This is a genomic window from Vibrio plantisponsor (assembly GCF_013041605.1).
In the GTDB taxonomy this organism is placed as follows: domain Bacteria; phylum Pseudomonadota; class Gammaproteobacteria; order Enterobacterales; family Vibrionaceae; genus Vibrio; species Vibrio plantisponsor.
Window position 1 is genome coordinate 47,193 of the sequence record NZ_JABEQC010000011.1, and the last position, 15,614, is coordinate 62,806.

Here is a 15,614-nt window from a genome sequence, read left to right on the forward strand (position 1 = left end):
TATTTGGCTAGTCTAACGGTGGAATAAATGCGCCACAAACTGGACATTTATCCAGTATGGAAATACCATTTTTGTCAACAGACTTAAGTCACGACTAGACGAAGTAAACCTTTATGATGCAATGGATTATCAACAACATACTGCTTTGGGCTCCTGCACTCGCGAGTGCGATTATCTCTGGGAGCGTGATTGGGCTTTGGGTTAAGCAAAAAATGCAGGTCAGAACCCAACTGCTTGATCAGCAAATTATTAATGACGCTCGCTGGTATCAACAGCAAATTGAGCAACTGAAGGTAAGCTTGAACAACAGTTTGGGTGAGTTGGAAGAGCTGGATCAAGAGCGTGATAAGGCAGAGTACGAGCTAAAACAACTGCACGGCAAACTGATGGCAGCAATGGAAAAACTGCGTTATTTCGATGCCGTGAAGCTGGAACGAGATCAGTACAACGATGAGTTGAACCACTTACGCGAGCTAAAAGCGCAGCTTGATGTTCAGCTGCGTGAGCAAGAAGCGCGTCATCAGCAGCAGCTAGAATCCTGCGCAGAAAAATTACGTTTGTTGGAAACCGCCGAAGAACGCCTGAAACAGCAATTTGAACACCTTGCTAACCAAGTGTTTGAAGACAAGGCAGCAAAAGTGGAACAACAGAACAAACAGAGCCTTGATAGTCTGTTGAGCCCGCTTAAAGAGCAGTTAGAAGGTTTCCGTAAGCAGGTGAATGACAACTTCAACAACGAAGCCAAAGAGCGTCACACCTTAGTGCATGAGCTGCGCAATTTGCAAAGTCTCAATGAACAGATGGCAAAAGAAGCGTTGAACCTTACTCAGGCACTAAAAGGCGACAACAAGCAGCAAGGCAACTGGGGGGAAGTGGTTCTCGCTCGTGTGCTTGCTGAATCAGGCTTGCGTGAAGGCCATGAGTACGAAACTCAGGTTAGTTTGCAAAATGATATGGGCAAGCGTTATCAGCCGGATGTGATTGTTCATCTGCCACAAGATAAGCAAGTGGTGGTGGATTCGAAAATGGCGCTGGTGGCTTATGAGCGATACTTCCATGCTGAAACCGATGAAGAGCGTGATGCTGCTTTGCGCGATCACTTGCTTGCACTTCGTAATCACATCAAAGGTTTAAGCCAGAAAGACTACCATCAGCTGCGCGGAATTGAGAGCCTCGATTATGTGCTGATGTTTATTCCGGTTGAACCTGCATTCCAAGTCGCGATTCAGGCTGATCCAAGCTTGGTGAAAGATGCGATGGAGCAAAACATTATTCTTGTCAGTCCAACCACATTGCTGGTGGCGCTGCGTACCATTGATAACCTATGGCGCAATGATCGCCAGAACCAAAATGCTCGTCTCATTGCCGAGCGTGCCAGCAAGCTCTACGACAAGCTACGTCTGTTCGTTGATGATATGGAAGGATTGGGGTCTGCGTTAGACAGAGCCAACCAAAATTATCAGGGTGCGATGAACAAGCTTGTCACTGGTCGCGGAAATGCTATCAGTCAGGCAGAAAGCTTTAAGCAGCTTGGGGTTGAAGTGAAACGTTCTATCCATTCTCAGTGGGCGGAAAAGGCACAAATTGGCGAAGATTATGAAAATGCCCCTTTAGTAGAAAGACATCAAGGAGAGGATAAAGTAAACTGATTGCCCGCGGCAGTTTAGTCACTTTTTTGAGCGCCTTTTTCAGCAGAAAAGTTCTCAAACCAAGAGTGCGCTGCATAGCAACCAAATTGAAAAGAAACGAATGATGGCGGGCGCAGTAGCGACCACGATGACGGATAGAAACGATGACGGACAGTAGTAGCGTGCAAACGAATACAGCAATGACAGATCAAGAAACAACGCATTTCGGTTTCGAAACCGTTCGTAAAGAAGAAAAAGCAACCAAAGTAGCTCAGGTGTTTCACTCAGTAGCAGCGAAATACGACATCATGAATGACTTAATGTCGGGTGGCGTTCATCGACTATGGAAGCGTTTTACGATTGATTGCTCAGGCGCACGTCCGGGACAAAAAATTCTCGATCTTGGTGGCGGTACTGGTGACCTAGCTGCGAAGTTCTCTCGTATCGTTGGCGATAAAGGCCACGTTATTCTGGCGGACATCAATAACTCAATGCTAAATGTGGGCCGCGATAAACTGCGTGACCGCGGCATTGTCGGCAACATTGATTTCGTACAAGCGAACGCGGAAGAACTGCCGTTCCCAGATAACCATTTTGACTGCATTACTATCAGCTTCTGTCTGCGTAACGTAACAGATAAAGATAAAGCACTGCGTTCAATGTACCGTGTTCTGAAACCGGGTGGTCGTCTGTTAGTGCTTGAGTTTTCTAAACCTGTTTTAGATCCGCTTTCTAAAATTTATGATGCCTATTCGTTCCACATCCTGCCAAAAATGGGTGAACTGATTGCTAACGATGCAGACAGCTACCGTTATTTAGCAGAATCAATTCGTATGCACCCAGACCAAGAAACCTTAAAAGGTATGATGGTTGAAGCAGGCTTCGAGCAAGCAAGCTACTACAACCTGACTGGTGGTATCGTCGCACTGCACCGCGGTTACAAATTCTAAGGACCGCTTATGCCGTTTGAACCTCTTGTCACCGCGGTGATAGAAACCTCTCTGAATACCCTGATTAAAGACGACCCTAACTTGGGTCGTCGTCTCGCACGCCTTAAGGGGCAAGTGATTCAAGTGCATCTCAAAGAGCTAAATAAGACACTAACGTTTGTGTTTAGCCAACAGATCGATGTACTGGCAAATTATGAAGGCAAGCCAGACTGTTACTTGTCATTGCATCTTTCTGTACTGCCTGAACTGCGTGAACAAGCCAATATCACTAAACTTATCAAACAAGATAAGTTGGTGTTGGAAGGTGATATCCAACTAGCTCAGAAATTTTCTCAATTGATGACAGATTGCAAACCTGACATTGAAGAGTGGCTGTCACGAGTCACTGGTGATGTGGTGGCTCACACTGTGGTTCAGGGGGCGAAAAACGTTGGCTCTTTGCTGACTTCTCAGTTTAACAAGCATCAGAACCATCTGGCTCAAGTGCTGACTGAAGAGTGGCGAATTGCTCCTGCGCCATTAGAGATTGCGTATTTCTGCGATCAAGTCGATGACGTGAAAAGTCAGGCTGCACGTTTAGAAGCAAAGCTAGCGGCACTGCTAGAGAAAATAAGCAAGGAAAACGCTGAGGTTGCCAAATAACGTATGACGCCTTCAGAACTTAAGCGCCTATATAGAATTATCAAAGTTCAGCTCGAATATGGGCTGGATGAATTTCTTCCTGATCATCAGTTAGCAAAAGCACCACGATTGTTGCGTAAGTCGCTGTTTTGGATTCGTAATCAGCACAGTGATAAGCCGTTAGGTGAACGTCTGCGTCTTGCGCTGCAAGAGTTGGGACCAGTGTGGATTAAGTTTGGTCAGATGATGTCGACTCGCCGTGATCTGTTCCCGCCACATATCGCCGATCAGCTTGCGCTGCTGCAAGACAAGGTTGCGCCATTTGACGGTAAACTCGCCAAACAGCAGATGGAAAAAACGCTCGGCGGCAGTTTAGAAACGTGGTTTGACGATTTTGATATCGAACCGCTAGCATCAGCTTCTATTGCTCAGGTACACACCGCGAAACTAAAAGAAAACGGCCGAGAGATCGTTCTAAAAGTGATTCGTCCTGATATTCGCCCTGTGATTGATGCCGATATTAAGCTGATGTATCGCATGGCGCGTATTGTTGCCAAAGCGACTCCGGAGACGAAGCGTCTCAAGCCTGTCGAAGTGGTACGAGAGTACGAAAAAACGCTGATCGATGAGCTGGATTTACGCAGAGAAGCGGCCAACGCGATTCGCTTGCGTCGTAACTTCGAAGACAGTGAAGAACTTTACGTTCCTGAAATAATTAGCGATTTGAGTAATGAAACTGTCATGGTTTCTGAGCGAATATACGGCATTCAGGTTTCCGACGTAGAACGTTTGCGAGCAAACGGCACCAATATGAAGCTGTTAGCTGAACGCGGAGTGAGCGTGTTTTTCACACAGGTGTTCCGCGATAGTTTCTTCCATGCCGACATGCATCCGGGCAACGTGTTTGTGAACCCTGAACATCCAGAAAATCCACAGTGGATTGGCTTGGACTGTGGCATCGTAGGCACACTCAACAGCGAAGATAAACGTTATTTAGCCGAAAACTTCTTGGCATTCTTTAACCGAGATTACCGCAAAGTTGCTGAGCTGCACGTTGATTCTGGCTGGGTACCTCACGATACCAATATTGATGAGTTTGAAGTCGCAATTCGTATCGTCTGTGAACCTATTTTTGCAAAACCTCTTTGTGAAATTTCCTTTGGTCACGTGCTGTTGAACCTGTTCAATACAGCACGCCGATTCAATATGGAAGTTCAGCCACAATTGGTATTGCTGCAGAAAACTCTGCTTTATGTTGAAGGGCTTGGTCGCCAGCTTTATCCGCAACTCGATTTGTGGCAGACGGCAAAACCTTTCCTAGAAAAATGGATGATGAACCAAGTGGGGCCGCAAGCTGTCATCAATGCAGTGAAAGAGCGTGCGCCATTCTGGGCAGAAAAATTACCTGAATTACCAGAGCTGCTATACGACAGTTTGCGCCAAGGTAAAGTGATGAATCAGCGTATTGATCAGCTTTACCAAGGGTATCGAGAAACAAAGCGTCAGCAGGCTACAGGCAAGTTTTTATTTGGTATTGGCGCCACATTAGTCGTATGCTCGGCAATATTGGTTACAAATGGTTATGAACATCTTGCTGTGAGCAGCGGAGTCACGGGTGTTCTTTCTTGGCTGTTTAGCTGGCGAACATATCGCCACTAAGTGTTTTTATATTATTAGCATATTACCAGAGGGGATAATTATGGGGATAAGTTGGCCACAATTATTGATTATTGCAGTTATCGTGATTCTATTGTTTGGTACAAAGAAGCTTCGTGGTATTGGCAGTGATTTAGGCGGTGCAGTTAAAGGCTTCAAGAAAGCGATGGCTGAAGATGAAGATAAATCTGAAGCAAGCAAAGACGCTGACTTTGAACCAAAGAACTTGGAGCAACAAAAAACAGCTGCTTCAACTGAAACCAAAAAAGACAAAGAGCAGGCGTAAAGAGTGTTCGATATCGGTTTTTGGGAGCTGGTATTAATCTCTGTTGTTGCTTTAGTTGTATTAGGTCCTGAACGTTTGCCACATGCTATTCGCAGCGTGACCAAGTTTATTGGTGCGGCGAAAAGCATGGCGAACAGTGTGAAAGATGAGCTGGCTCATGAGCTGAAAGTGCAAGAGTTACAAGAAAACTTGCGCAAAGCTGAGCAAATGGGCATGAAAAATCTTTCACCTGAACTTCAAGAGTCGGTCGATAAGCTAAAGCAAGCGGCGCAAGATGTTCAGCGTCCTTATGCTGCATCGAACAATACGCAAACAGCGGATAATTCAGCCGCAACGAGCGCAGAAACTATGGATGTTTCAGAATCAATCAAGGGTTCAGAAACGATAAATGTTACTGCGCAAGCTCAAACTCAGCCAACTGAGGAAGAGCTCAAATCGGCAGACAAGAAAGCCGAATAAGCCATCAAATGAAGAGCACACGTTGCTCTTCATTTTCTGTTTTATGATCTCAGTTATATGAGCTGTCACATGAGGTTCCAATGTCTTCTGTAGAACAGACGCAGCCTTTAATTAGTCACCTTCTTGAGCTACGCAACCGCTTATTGCACAGTATCGCGGGCGTGCTGGTTGTGTTTCTTGCTTTGATCTATTTCTCCGGTGACATTTACGAGTTTGTCTCCAAGCCGCTGGTGGAACGTCTGCCGGAAGGCGCGACGATGATCGCAACCGATGTTGCTTCACCGTTCTTTACGCCACTTAAACTGACTCTGATTGTTGCTGTGTTTCTTTCTGTGCCTTATATCCTTTATCAGGTATGGGCATTTGTGGCTCCGGGTTTGTATAAACATGAACGCCGCTTAATTTTCCCTCTGCTGTTTTCCAGCTCTCTCTTGTTTTACTGCGGTGTCGCTTTCGCTTACTTCGTGGTATTTCCGCTGGTGTTTGGTTTCTTTACCGCTATTGCATTGGGTGGTGTGGAAATCGCAACCGACATTGCCAATTATCTTGATTTCGTCTTAGCACTGTTCTTGGCGTTTGGTATCGCGTTTGAAGTACCCGTCGCCATCTGCTTGCTTTGCTGGACAGGGGCAACCACACCTAAGGCTCTGGCAGCTAAGCGCCCGTACATCATAGTGGCAGCCTTTATTGTCGGCATGCTGCTTACGCCGCCGGATATGATTTCACAGACCTTATTGGCTGTGCCTATGTGCTTGCTGTTTGAAGTCGGACTTATCTTTGCTCGTTTCTACACTAAGAAAGAAGCGGATGAAGAGGAAGTGGAAGAATAGGCCGATAAGCCGTAGTGAATATCGAAATGAAAAGGAGCATAAGCTCCTTTTTTGTGCCCGCTGGCTGAGCAAATTCTATAGCCATCACAGTTTTACGATTTGATGCGTTGTTGATGATTTTTTGCACAATAGTTTGATTTAAAACAATTGTGCTGCGATCTGCTTTCGCATTTGAAATTCTTTTGTCTAATTATATAAGCGAATTCTAATTTACCAGGAAGGTATGTTCGGAATGAAAACTATAACGATTAGACACAACTCGGTGTTATTGCTGTTACTTACGGTGTTTTTCACCGTAACTACGTCATGGGCTTATGCGTCAACGGCTGATCACCAAACCTTTGAACAACTGAACGGGCCTTTTAACAAAGCTCAGGAAGTGACAAAAGCGTGTTTGGAATGCCATACCGAAGCGGGTGAACAGATTCAGGCTTCAACCCACTGGACGTGGGAGCATGAACAGCTCAGTTCAGATGAGATTTACGGCAAGAAAAACGTCGTCAATAACTTCTGCATTTCTACTGCTTCCAATGAGCCTCGCTGTACAAGCTGCCATACAGGCTATGGCTGGAAAGACGACCAATTTGATTTCACCAAACAAGAGAGTATCGACTGTTTGGTCTGCCATGATCAATCCGGTCAATACCGAAAATTCCCTACCGCAGCCGGTCATCCTAATTATGTCGATACTGAATGGCCTGTTGGCTCAGGGAAAATTCTCCCTGCGGTTGATTTGGCACAATCTGCCAAAAGTGTTGCTACGCCAGAAGTAAAGAACTGCGGTAGTTGTCATTTCTTTGGTGGTGGTGGTGATGCCGTCAAACACGGCGATATGGATTCAAGTCTTAATACCGCCTCGCCTGAACTCGATGTGCACCTTGCCAAAGAGGGTGCGAATTTGAAGTGTCAGGACTGTCATACAACCAGCGCTCACATCACCCAGGGATCGCGTTATTCCATGAATGCGAAAGATACCTCCGGTATCGATATTCCCGGACACACAGACATGAATCGTGCGACTTGTGAGTCTTGTCATAGTGCACAGCCACATCAAGGCTCACGCGAAGCGATTCGCCTCAATCAGCATGCAGAAAATGTCGCTTGTCAGACATGCCATATTCCAGAATTTGCCCGTGAAAAAGCGACGAAAACCTTCTGGGATTGGTCTACTGCTGGCGACAAGAAACGGCCAATGACCAAAGATGAGTGGGGCAATCCACTTTACGATCCGAAAAAAGGGGATTTCGTCTGGGAGAAAAACGTGGTTCCTGAATATGCCTGTTTCAATGGCGAGATTGATTACACCACTGTGGGTGAGAAGGTTCAGCCTAATGCCGATGGTGTGATTGAACTGACCAAAGTTCAGGGAACTTGTGGTGAAGAAGGCACTCGCATCTGGCCGTTCAAAGTGATGAAAGGCAAGCAGCCTTATGATGTGAAAAATCAACTGATGATAACACCACACTTGTTCGGTAAAGATAGTTCAGCTTATTGGAAATCTTATGATTGGGCTGCGGCTGCTACAGCAGGTATGGCGGCGAGTGGATTAGAGTTTGGCGGTGAGATGGCGTTTGTCGATACCGATTATCACTTCCCGATCACCCATATGGTGGCTCCAGCAGAGAAAGCATTGGAATGTCAGGACTGCCATAGCAAAGATGGGCGAATGGCGAAAATTGCTGGTTTCTATATTCCTGGTCGTGATGATGCCCTTGGTGGGATTAGTCAGTATTTGTGGTGGTTGGTTGCTCTGACTGTGTTGGCAGCCGTAATACATGGCTTGTTAAGGTTATTCTCGCGTCATCCGCAAGGTAAGGAGTAGGTTATGCGTCATATGGTTTATAAACGCTTTGAACGCTTCTGGCATTGGGCGCAAAGCTTACTGATTATCGCAATGATAGCGACCGGATTTGAAATTCATGGCTCTTACCAGTGGTTAGGTTTCGAAGATGCTTTGTTGTGGCATGAGTTGTGTGCAGTGACATTGATTGTGCTTTGGTTGTTTGCCATTTTCTGGCATTTCACGACAGGGGAATGGCGGCAATATATGCCAACGACCGACAAACTTTCTGATGTGGTGCGTTTCTATGTGCGAGGTATTTTTCTAGGGCAGCCACATCCGTATCAGGCGACACCAGAGAGAAAGCACAATCCTTTGCAGCGCTTTTTCTATCTGGGTTTTAAGCTGATATTAGCGCCATTGATTTGGGTTTCTGGTGCTCTGTTATTGCTTCACCCTTTCGGTATTGAAGTCATTCCTTTGGGCACATTATCGGGGATGCATTTGTTGGTGGCGTTTTTATTTGTGGTGTTCTTGATTGGGCATATTTACATGACCACCACAGGGCCGACGCCCACCAGTCATATCAAAACTATGATTACTGGCTACGAGGAGGAACATTAATCTAAAGTGAAAGGAATAAAACTCTAACTCTTGGCTCACTATGAGAAAGCCCCCTTAAAAGATTAGGGGGCTTTGTTTTTACTAAAGGTTGAATAGCTTTTTGGCATTCAACGTGGTGAGAGTGTCTACTTCTTCAATGGTCATCTCACGAAGCTCTGCGACTCGTTTCGCGACGAGTTGGGTGTAAGCCGGTTCATTGCGTTTTCCACGATGAGGAACCGGCGCAAGGTAAGGGCAGTCGGTTTCTAAAATCACGTAGTTAAGGTCGAGATGAGGAATCACCTGATCCATGCCACCATTTTTAAAAGTAGAAACACCACCTAAGCCAAGATGAAAGCCCAAATCGTTGATCGCTTTCGCTTCTTCTACACTGCCACCAAAGCAGTGGAACACGCCACGCAGTGAACCATCTTGCTCTTTACGCAGTAAGGCTAAGGTTTCCTCAATGGAGTCTCGGGTGTGTATCACCACAGGAAGGTCCATCTCTTTCGCCCAGTTAAGCTGAGTGACAAACGCCATTTCTTGTTCTGCGCGATAGGTTTTATCCCAGTAGAGGTCGATACCAATTTCACCCACAGCGATGAAATTGTGTTTATCGAACCATGCGCGAATAGTTTCCAGAGTCTGATTTACGTTAGCGTCTACATAACAAGGGTGAAGCCCCATCATAGAACGGCAAACCTCAGGATAGGCGGCTTCTGTTGCCAGCATAGGTTCGATGGAATCTAAGTCGATATTTGGCAACAAGATTTGGTTGATACCTTGTTCTAAGGCGCGTTGAACAACGGCATCTCTGTCTTGGTCAAATTCGCTGGCATAGATATGGGCATGGGTATCAATCATGGTGTTGTCTCGCTAAATTCTGTTTGCGGGCAGTATACGTGAGTGTGAGCATCGGGTCATTTTTTGTATTTTTACTTAAAGGCTCTAGCACCAGAGTTTGAGAGTGATATGATTTCGCCTGAACCTGTTCCACCTGAAGTGCTTTTCTATGAGAGCTTTCTGTCTGAATGGGAATCTACACATCAAATAAAGTCTGAACTTTGAATCAGACAGACCAAGAAGGAGAGTAGAGTGTCAGTATCCATCCAAGGCCAGTTCCCAGGTCGTCGTCTACGCCGTATACGTAAACACGATTTTTCTCGTCGCCTAGTGGCCGAAAACAAACTTTCGGTAAATGACCTGATTTACCCGATGTTTGTTTTGATGGGCAAAGATCGCCGTGAAGCGATTGAATCTATGCCGGGAATTGAACGTCTGTCTATCGATCTATTGTTGGAAGAAGCGTTGTATCTAGCAAACCTTGGTGTTCCTGCTATCGCTCTGTTCCCTGTGGTTAATCAAGATGCAAAAAGTTTAGACGCTGCGGAAGCTTACAACCCTGATGGTTTGGTTCAGCGCGCCGTTCGTTTGTTGAAAGAACACGTTCCGCAAATGGGCGTGATCACCGATGTAGCCTTAGACCCTTATACTACTCACGGACAAGACGGCATTATCGATGAAACCGGCTATGTGATGAATGATGAGACGACAGAAGTACTGATCAAACAAGCGCTTTCTCATGCTGAAGCGGGGGCTGATGTGGTTGCTCCATCAGACATGATGGACGGTCGTATTGGCAAAATCCGTGAAGCGCTAGAAGAAGCTGGTCACATTCATACTCAAATCATGGCTTACTCAGCAAAATACGCTTCTTGTTATTACGGCCCGTTCCGTGATGCAGTCGGCTCTGCGAGCAATCTGAAAGGTGGTAACAAGAAGAACTACCAGATGGATCCTGCGAACAGCGATGAAGCGATTCATGAAGTGGCGATGGATGTGAATGAAGGTGCGGATATGGTGATGGTGAAACCGGGTATGCCATATTTGGATATCGTTCGCCGCGTGAAGACGGAACTGCAAGTTCCAACCTTCGCATACCAAGTTTCTGGCGAATACGCGATGCACAAAGCTGCGATTCTCAATGGCTGGTTGTCAGAGAAAGAAACAGTGATGGAATCTCTACTGTGCTTTAAGCGCGCGGGCGCGGACGGCATTTTGACTTACTTTGCTAAAGATGTGGCGCAGTGGCTGGCTGAAGAAAATGCGCGAGCAGCTCAGTTTCTAAAGTAAAGCCCCTAAAATAAACCAGAAAACGAACAAGTCACTAAAGGCTGGCCATTGACCAGCCTTTTCTTTTTGAACTCAATTTAAGGAAACAATAATGAAGATACGTGAAGGCAGTTTGTCTGAAGTTGTAGCCGTGGTGACTGAAATTGATGAGTTCATTGTTAAAGAAAACGAACAAAGCTTAGCTCAGCGATTAGAAGGTAAGCGCCATTTGATTCTGGTTGCAGAGCAACAAGGCCAAATATTAGGTTTCAAAATCGGTTATGAGCTAGATTCAGATACTTTCTACAGTTGGTTTGGTGGTGTTTCTCCTAAAGCTCGCAATTTGGGGTTGGCTCAAAAGCTATTAGATGTGCAGGAATCTTGGGTTGTTGATCAAGGATATCAACAGCTTAAGGTTAAATCGCGTAATCAGTTTCCAACCATGTTAAGGCTGCTATTAAGGAATAACTACCTGATTGAGAACTTTGAGCCGTATGAGCCGCTATTGGAAAGCCGTATCCACTTTGTGAAGCAGTTAAAAAATAAATGAGATTTTTTCTCATTTAGTGTTGACAGATAAATGAGAATCATTATTATTAACTTTGTCTTAGGGAATGAGTGAATTTCATAAGGATGTGAGTGACTTGCTTTTTAAACTTGTTTAATTGCAAAGAATGAACAGCTGAATGAACGAACCTATTCTTTTTGACACGACATTGCTCACATTGCTTCCAGTGTAATTTTAAGCTTTTCGGTAGTGCTGAACGTTTTATTTCAGGCTGACCTTATATTGCTAGGCGACATCAAACGATGTCGCTTTTTTTATGCCACTTATCCACCGCACCTCTCTGGCGAGGCTACGCTCTTATATTTTTCTGTTTGGTACGGGATGTATAGTAACAAGTTTTTATTTTCAGTGATTAACCAGATTTCTCACCGTCAGAAAAATCCTCTTTTGTAAGAATTCTGTGTCAGAGTATGAAAATTCATCATTCATTTTGGATCCAGATCTCAAGGTGACTAAAAGGACACCGAGTGTCTTTTCCACAATTGATGATCGGAGGATGATCGTATTTTAAAACTTGGATCTTTTATTTTTATTTTAAAAAACAATTAATTATATAATGTTTTGTCGCTGTTTTTTACACTTTAATAACCAGTGGATAAAATCTATGAACAGAGTTATCCACAGAATGGTTTGTATGTTGGTGAGTAATTAGACGAAAGCGTGAACTTGAGTCTGCAAGGTAACATAGAATCCTGAACACAGTCGTGGCATCCTAGTCGCCAATTGTTTCTCATTGGACTAGCAACACTATGGCTCGCATTCCTGATAATCCGTTAATTTTGATCGACGGTTCTTCTTATTTATATCGCGCATTCCACGCTTATCCAGGCACCATGAGTAATGGGGATATTCCAACTAACGCTGTTTACGGTGTAGTGAATATGGTCCGTTCTATGATGCGCCAATTTGCTTCGGATCGTATTGCCGTTATTTTTGATGCCAAAGGCAAAACGTTCCGTGATGACATGTTTCCAGAATATAAGGCTCATCGTCCGCCAATGCCGGATGACCTGCGTTGTCAGATTGAGCCGCTACACAACATTATTCGCGCAATGGGTTTGCCACTGCTATCTGTTGAAGGTGTGGAAGCGGACGATGTGATCGGAACCTTGGCTTATCAGGCGTCACAAGCGGGAATGCCAGTACTGATTAGTACGGGTGATAAAGATATGGCTCAGTTGGTGGACGATAACGTCACTCTTATCAACACCATGACGAATGTGGTGATGGACAGAGAAGGCGTGATTGAGAAGTTTGGCATTCCACCAGAGCTGATTATTGATTACCTCGCGCTGATGGGTGATAAGGTCGATAACATTCCTGGTGTACCGGGTGTGGGTGACAAAACCGCAACGGCACTGCTGCAAGGCATCGGCGGTCTGGATGCGCTCTATGAGAACTTAGATAAGATTGCTGACTTAGGTTTCCGTGGTTCTAAAACCATGGCTCAGAAACTCGAAGATAATCGCGAAAACGCGTACATGTCTTACAAGTTGGCAACCATTAAGCTTGATGTTGAGCTAGAAAATACCCCTGAATCTCTGCATAAACAAACACCGGATCGTGATGCTCTGATTGAGCTGTACGGCAAAATGGCATTCAAATCTTGGTTATCTGAATTGCTAGAGGGCGGATCAGGTGTTGTTGAAGCCGTTGAAAAGAGCGGCGATACCGCATCCACAGCGTCTGCAGCGAGTGTCGCACTTCAAGCTGATACCTCAGCAGTAAAAATCGACCGCAGTCAGTATCAAACCATTCTCGATCAAGAAACGTTTAAAGCGTGGCTGGATAAGCTCCAAACTGCAGAGCTGTTTGCATTTGACACTGAAACGGACAGCCTAGACTACATGGTTGCTAACTTAGTGGGCGTGTCGTTTGCTGTGGCGGAAGGTGAGGCTGCATATGTTCCGGTTGCTCATGACTATCTTGATGCACCAGAGCAGCTCAGTCGTGAATGGGTAATTGAGCAGCTAAAACCGATTTTAGAAGATGAGTCAAAACATAAAGTTGGCCAGAACCTGAAATACGATGCGAGCGTACTTGCTCGTTATGGTATTGAGATGAGGGGTATTGCGCACGACACTATGTTGGCCTCTTACGTCTACAACAGTGTGGGCGGTAAGCACGATATGGACAGCTTGGCACTTCGCTTTATGCAGCACAGCTGTATTTCGTTTGAGCAAGTTGCGGGCAAAGGTAAAAACCAGCTGACTTTCAATCAAATCGATTTAGAGCAAGCGGCGCCATACGCAGCAGAAGATGCGGATGTGACTCTTTGTCTCCACAATCGCTTGTGGCCGTTAATTGAGCAAGATGAAAAACTGCTTTCTATCTACCGTGATATTGAAATGCCACTGGTTCCTGTGATTTCGCGCATCGAACGAACAGGCGTGTTGATTAATGACATGCTGCTTGGTACTCAATCACAAGAAATTGCTCTGCGCCTTGATGAGTTAGAGAAAAAAGCGTTTGAAATTGCAGGGCAAGAGTTCAACTTAAGCTCACCAAAACAGCTGCAAACCATTCTGTTCGATCAGATGAAGCTTCCGGCTGTGAAGAAAACGCCTTCAGGCACACCATCAACCAACGAGGAAGTGCTGCAAGAGTTAGCATTGGATTACCCGCTACCAGCAGTCATTTTGGAATATCGAGGTTTGGCGAAGCTGAAATCGACTTACACCGACAAACTACCTAAGATGATTAACCCAACAACTGGGCGAGTGCATACCTCTTATCATCAGGCGGTAACGGCAACAGGTCGTTTATCTTCAACCGATCCAAACTTACAGAACATTCCAATTCGTAACGAGGAAGGTCGCCGTATTCGCCAAGCGTTTATTGCTCCGCATGGCTGGAAAATTATGGCTGTCGACTACTCGCAAATCGAACTGCGAATTATGGCGCATCTTTCAGGTGACAAAGCACTGTTGGAAGCGTTCCAGCAAGGTAAAGATATCCATGCGGCAACGGCTGCTGAGATCTTGGGCGTTAGTATTGATCAGGTTAGCAGTGAACAGCGTCGCCGAGCGAAAGCGGTTAACTTCGGTTTGATCTACGGTATGAGTGCATTTGGTCTGGCTAAACAACTGGGCATTCCACGTGGTGAAGCACAAACCTATATGGACAGATACTTCGAACGCTACCCTGGCGTGATGCAATATATGGAAGATACACGCAGTGCGGCTTCTGAACAGGGCTATGTTGAAACAATTTTTGGTCGTCGTCTTCACTTACCGGAAATCAAGTCTCGTAACGGTATGCGTCGTAAAGCTGCGGAACGTGCAGCGATCAACGCGCCAATGCAAGGAACCGCTGCGGACATCATCAAGAAAGCCATGTTGCTGGTTGATGAATGGATTCGCCAAGAGGGTGATGGTCGAGTGAAACTGCTGATGCAAGTGCACGATGAATTGGTGTTTGAGGTTGAAGAGTCAGCTTTATCCGAAATTGAAAGTAAAGTACGACAATTGATGGAATCTGCCGCTGAACTTAAAGTGCCACTGGTTGCCGAAGCAGGGCATGGTGACAACTGGGATCAGGCACACTAATCACACTGAATCGTCCAAAACACGAGATAAACATGAGCCAGCGCACAAATGCTGGCTTTATTTTTACCTATAAAAAAATAAACGCATTTCAAATGTTTATGTAGCTTAATAAAAACTTAATGAAAAAAAATTACAAAAGTGGTTTTCATTTCTGACCAATTGTTGTACATTAACTTTCGTAGGGTACAGAGGTAAGATGTTCTATCTTTCAGACCTTTTGTTTCACGTTATTGGATTAGGCTGATTCAGCCGCCCCAGTCTCCTTTTGACTGGGGCGTTTTTTCTTGTGCGCTACAAAACCTTTTCTTCTCGTAAGTTGCCTTTCTTTTACCAAAAATCTTCTGAGCTTTTCTTCTTTTACTGTCGACACCCACACTGTGTTTTCGTGAATTCTAATGTCAGTTTCGTAATTTTATATCAGCATGATTAATGATTATTTTTAGAGTAATGATTCTACAAATGGTTTTGTAACTATCTGATATTTAATAAAAATAAAGTGAGGCTGATGTGGGAGGGGTTTTTCGTGATCAAGGCATATTGTTTTTACTAGGAGATTGGGGAATGCTAAACCGC

General features: G+C 45.1%; 14 protein-coding genes. 13 read left to right on the forward strand and 1 reads right to left on the reverse strand.

The annotated features are described in order from the left end of the window. Nucleotides 1-116 precede the first annotated feature (116 nt). From rmuC to HKI82_RS15585, 9 genes are all read left to right on the forward strand, one after another. The gene (gene rmuC, locus HKI82_RS15545; protein WP_171138538.1) at nt 117-1,649 is read left to right on the forward strand and encodes a DNA recombination protein RmuC; all 1,533 of its coding nucleotides are present in this window, start codon (nt 117-119) and stop codon (nt 1,647-1,649) included. A 143-nt stretch (nt 1,650-1,792) separates the two neighbouring features. Next, nucleotides 1,793-2,578: a bifunctional demethylmenaquinone methyltransferase/2-methoxy-6-polyprenyl-1,4-benzoquinol methylase UbiE gene (gene ubiE / locus HKI82_RS15550; protein WP_102941492.1), complete on the forward strand. Its 786-nt coding sequence runs from the start codon at nt 1,793-1,795 to the stop codon at nt 2,576-2,578. A gap of 9 nt (nt 2,579-2,587) precedes the next feature. Beyond that, nucleotides 2,588-3,220, forward strand: coding sequence for a ubiquinone biosynthesis accessory factor UbiJ (locus tag HKI82_RS15555; RefSeq protein WP_042487916.1), 633 nt, complete (start codon nt 2,588-2,590; stop codon nt 3,218-3,220). 3 nt (nt 3,221-3,223) lie between these two features. Continuing rightward, nucleotides 3,224-4,858 (forward strand): ubiquinone biosynthesis regulatory protein kinase UbiB, encoded by a 1,635-nt coding sequence (ubiB, locus tag HKI82_RS15560; RefSeq protein ID WP_171138479.1) that lies wholly within the window; start codon nt 3,224-3,226, stop codon nt 4,856-4,858. Nucleotides 4,859-4,895: 37 nt separating this feature from the next. Further along, nucleotides 4,896-5,141 (forward strand): Sec-independent protein translocase subunit TatA, encoded by a 246-nt coding sequence (gene tatA / locus HKI82_RS15565; RefSeq protein WP_102941613.1) that lies wholly within the window; start codon nt 4,896-4,898, stop codon nt 5,139-5,141. 3 nt (nt 5,142-5,144) lie between these two features. Beyond that, nucleotides 5,145-5,600 (forward strand): Sec-independent protein translocase protein TatB, encoded by a 456-nt coding sequence (gene tatB, locus HKI82_RS15570; protein ID WP_171138480.1) that lies wholly within the window; start codon nt 5,145-5,147, stop codon nt 5,598-5,600. Nucleotides 5,601-5,680: 80 nt separating this feature from the next. Next, nucleotides 5,681-6,430, forward strand: coding sequence for a twin-arginine translocase subunit TatC (gene tatC / locus HKI82_RS15575; RefSeq protein ID WP_171138481.1), 750 nt, complete (start codon nt 5,681-5,683; stop codon nt 6,428-6,430). Between the two features lie 232 nt (nt 6,431-6,662). Beyond that, on the forward strand, nt 6,663-8,252 hold the full coding sequence (locus HKI82_RS15580) for a tetrathionate reductase family octaheme c-type cytochrome (RefSeq protein WP_171138482.1): 1,590 nt from the start codon (nt 6,663-6,665) through the stop codon (nt 8,250-8,252). Nucleotides 8,253-8,255: 3 nt separating this feature from the next. After that, a complete protein-coding gene (locus tag HKI82_RS15585) occupies nt 8,256-8,834 on the forward strand; it encodes a cytochrome b/b6 domain-containing protein (protein ID WP_171138483.1) in 579 nt (192 codons plus the stop codon). 81 nt (nt 8,835-8,915) lie between these two features. On the opposite strand, the gene HKI82_RS15590 is transcribed toward HKI82_RS15585, so the two are convergent. Then, a complete protein-coding gene (locus tag HKI82_RS15590; RefSeq protein WP_171138484.1) occupies nt 8,916-9,677 on the reverse strand; it encodes a TatD family hydrolase in 762 nt (253 codons plus the stop codon). 231 nt (nt 9,678-9,908) lie between these two features. On the opposite strand from HKI82_RS15590, the gene hemB reads away from it, so the two are divergent. The 4 genes from hemB to spfP all read left to right on the forward strand — a co-directional run bounded on the left by hemB (nt 9,909) and on the right by spfP (nt 15,285). Beyond that, nucleotides 9,909-10,946 (forward strand): porphobilinogen synthase, encoded by a 1,038-nt coding sequence (gene hemB / locus HKI82_RS15595; RefSeq protein ID WP_171138485.1) that lies wholly within the window; start codon nt 9,909-9,911, stop codon nt 10,944-10,946. 91 nt (nt 10,947-11,037) lie between these two features. Further along, nucleotides 11,038-11,475, forward strand: a complete 438-nt coding sequence (locus HKI82_RS15600) for a GNAT family N-acetyltransferase (RefSeq protein WP_171138486.1) — start codon at nt 11,038-11,040, stop codon at nt 11,473-11,475. Nucleotides 11,476-12,242: 767 nt separating this feature from the next. Next, complete coding sequence (gene polA / locus HKI82_RS15605; RefSeq protein WP_171138487.1) at nt 12,243-15,041, forward strand: DNA polymerase I; 2,799 nt, start codon at nt 12,243-12,245, stop codon at nt 15,039-15,041. Nucleotides 15,042-15,237: 196 nt separating this feature from the next. Next, the gene (gene spfP, locus HKI82_RS20725; RefSeq protein ID WP_438356636.1) at nt 15,238-15,285 is read left to right on the forward strand and encodes a small protein SpfP; all 48 of its coding nucleotides are present in this window, start codon (nt 15,238-15,240) and stop codon (nt 15,283-15,285) included. Nucleotides 15,286-15,614 lie beyond the last annotated feature (329 nt).

Bases quoted from the DNA above. Each gene is read 5' to 3' on its own strand.
- rmuC (WP_171138538.1), top strand. From the start codon at position 117: ATGCAATGGATTATCAACAACATACTGCTTTGGGCTCCTGCACTCGCG.
- ubiE (WP_102941492.1), top strand. From the start codon at position 1,793: ATGACGGACAGTAGTAGCGTGCAAACGAATACAGCAATGACAGATCAA.
- HKI82_RS15555 (WP_042487916.1), top strand. From the start codon at position 2,588: ATGCCGTTTGAACCTCTTGTCACCGCGGTGATAGAAACCTCTCTGAAT.
- ubiB (WP_171138479.1), top strand. From the start codon at position 3,224: ATGACGCCTTCAGAACTTAAGCGCCTATATAGAATTATCAAAGTTCAG.
- tatC (WP_171138481.1), top strand. From the start codon at position 5,681: ATGTCTTCTGTAGAACAGACGCAGCCTTTAATTAGTCACCTTCTTGAG.
- HKI82_RS15580 (WP_171138482.1), top strand. From the start codon at position 6,663: ATGAAAACTATAACGATTAGACACAACTCGGTGTTATTGCTGTTACTT.
- HKI82_RS15585 (WP_171138483.1), top strand. From the start codon at position 8,256: ATGCGTCATATGGTTTATAAACGCTTTGAACGCTTCTGGCATTGGGCG.
- HKI82_RS15590 (WP_171138484.1), bottom strand. From the start codon at position 9,677: ATGATTGATACCCATGCCCATATCTATGCCAGCGAATTTGACCAAGAC.
- HKI82_RS15600 (WP_171138486.1), top strand. From the start codon at position 11,038: ATGAAGATACGTGAAGGCAGTTTGTCTGAAGTTGTAGCCGTGGTGACT.
- polA (WP_171138487.1), top strand. From the start codon at position 12,243: ATGGCTCGCATTCCTGATAATCCGTTAATTTTGATCGACGGTTCTTCT.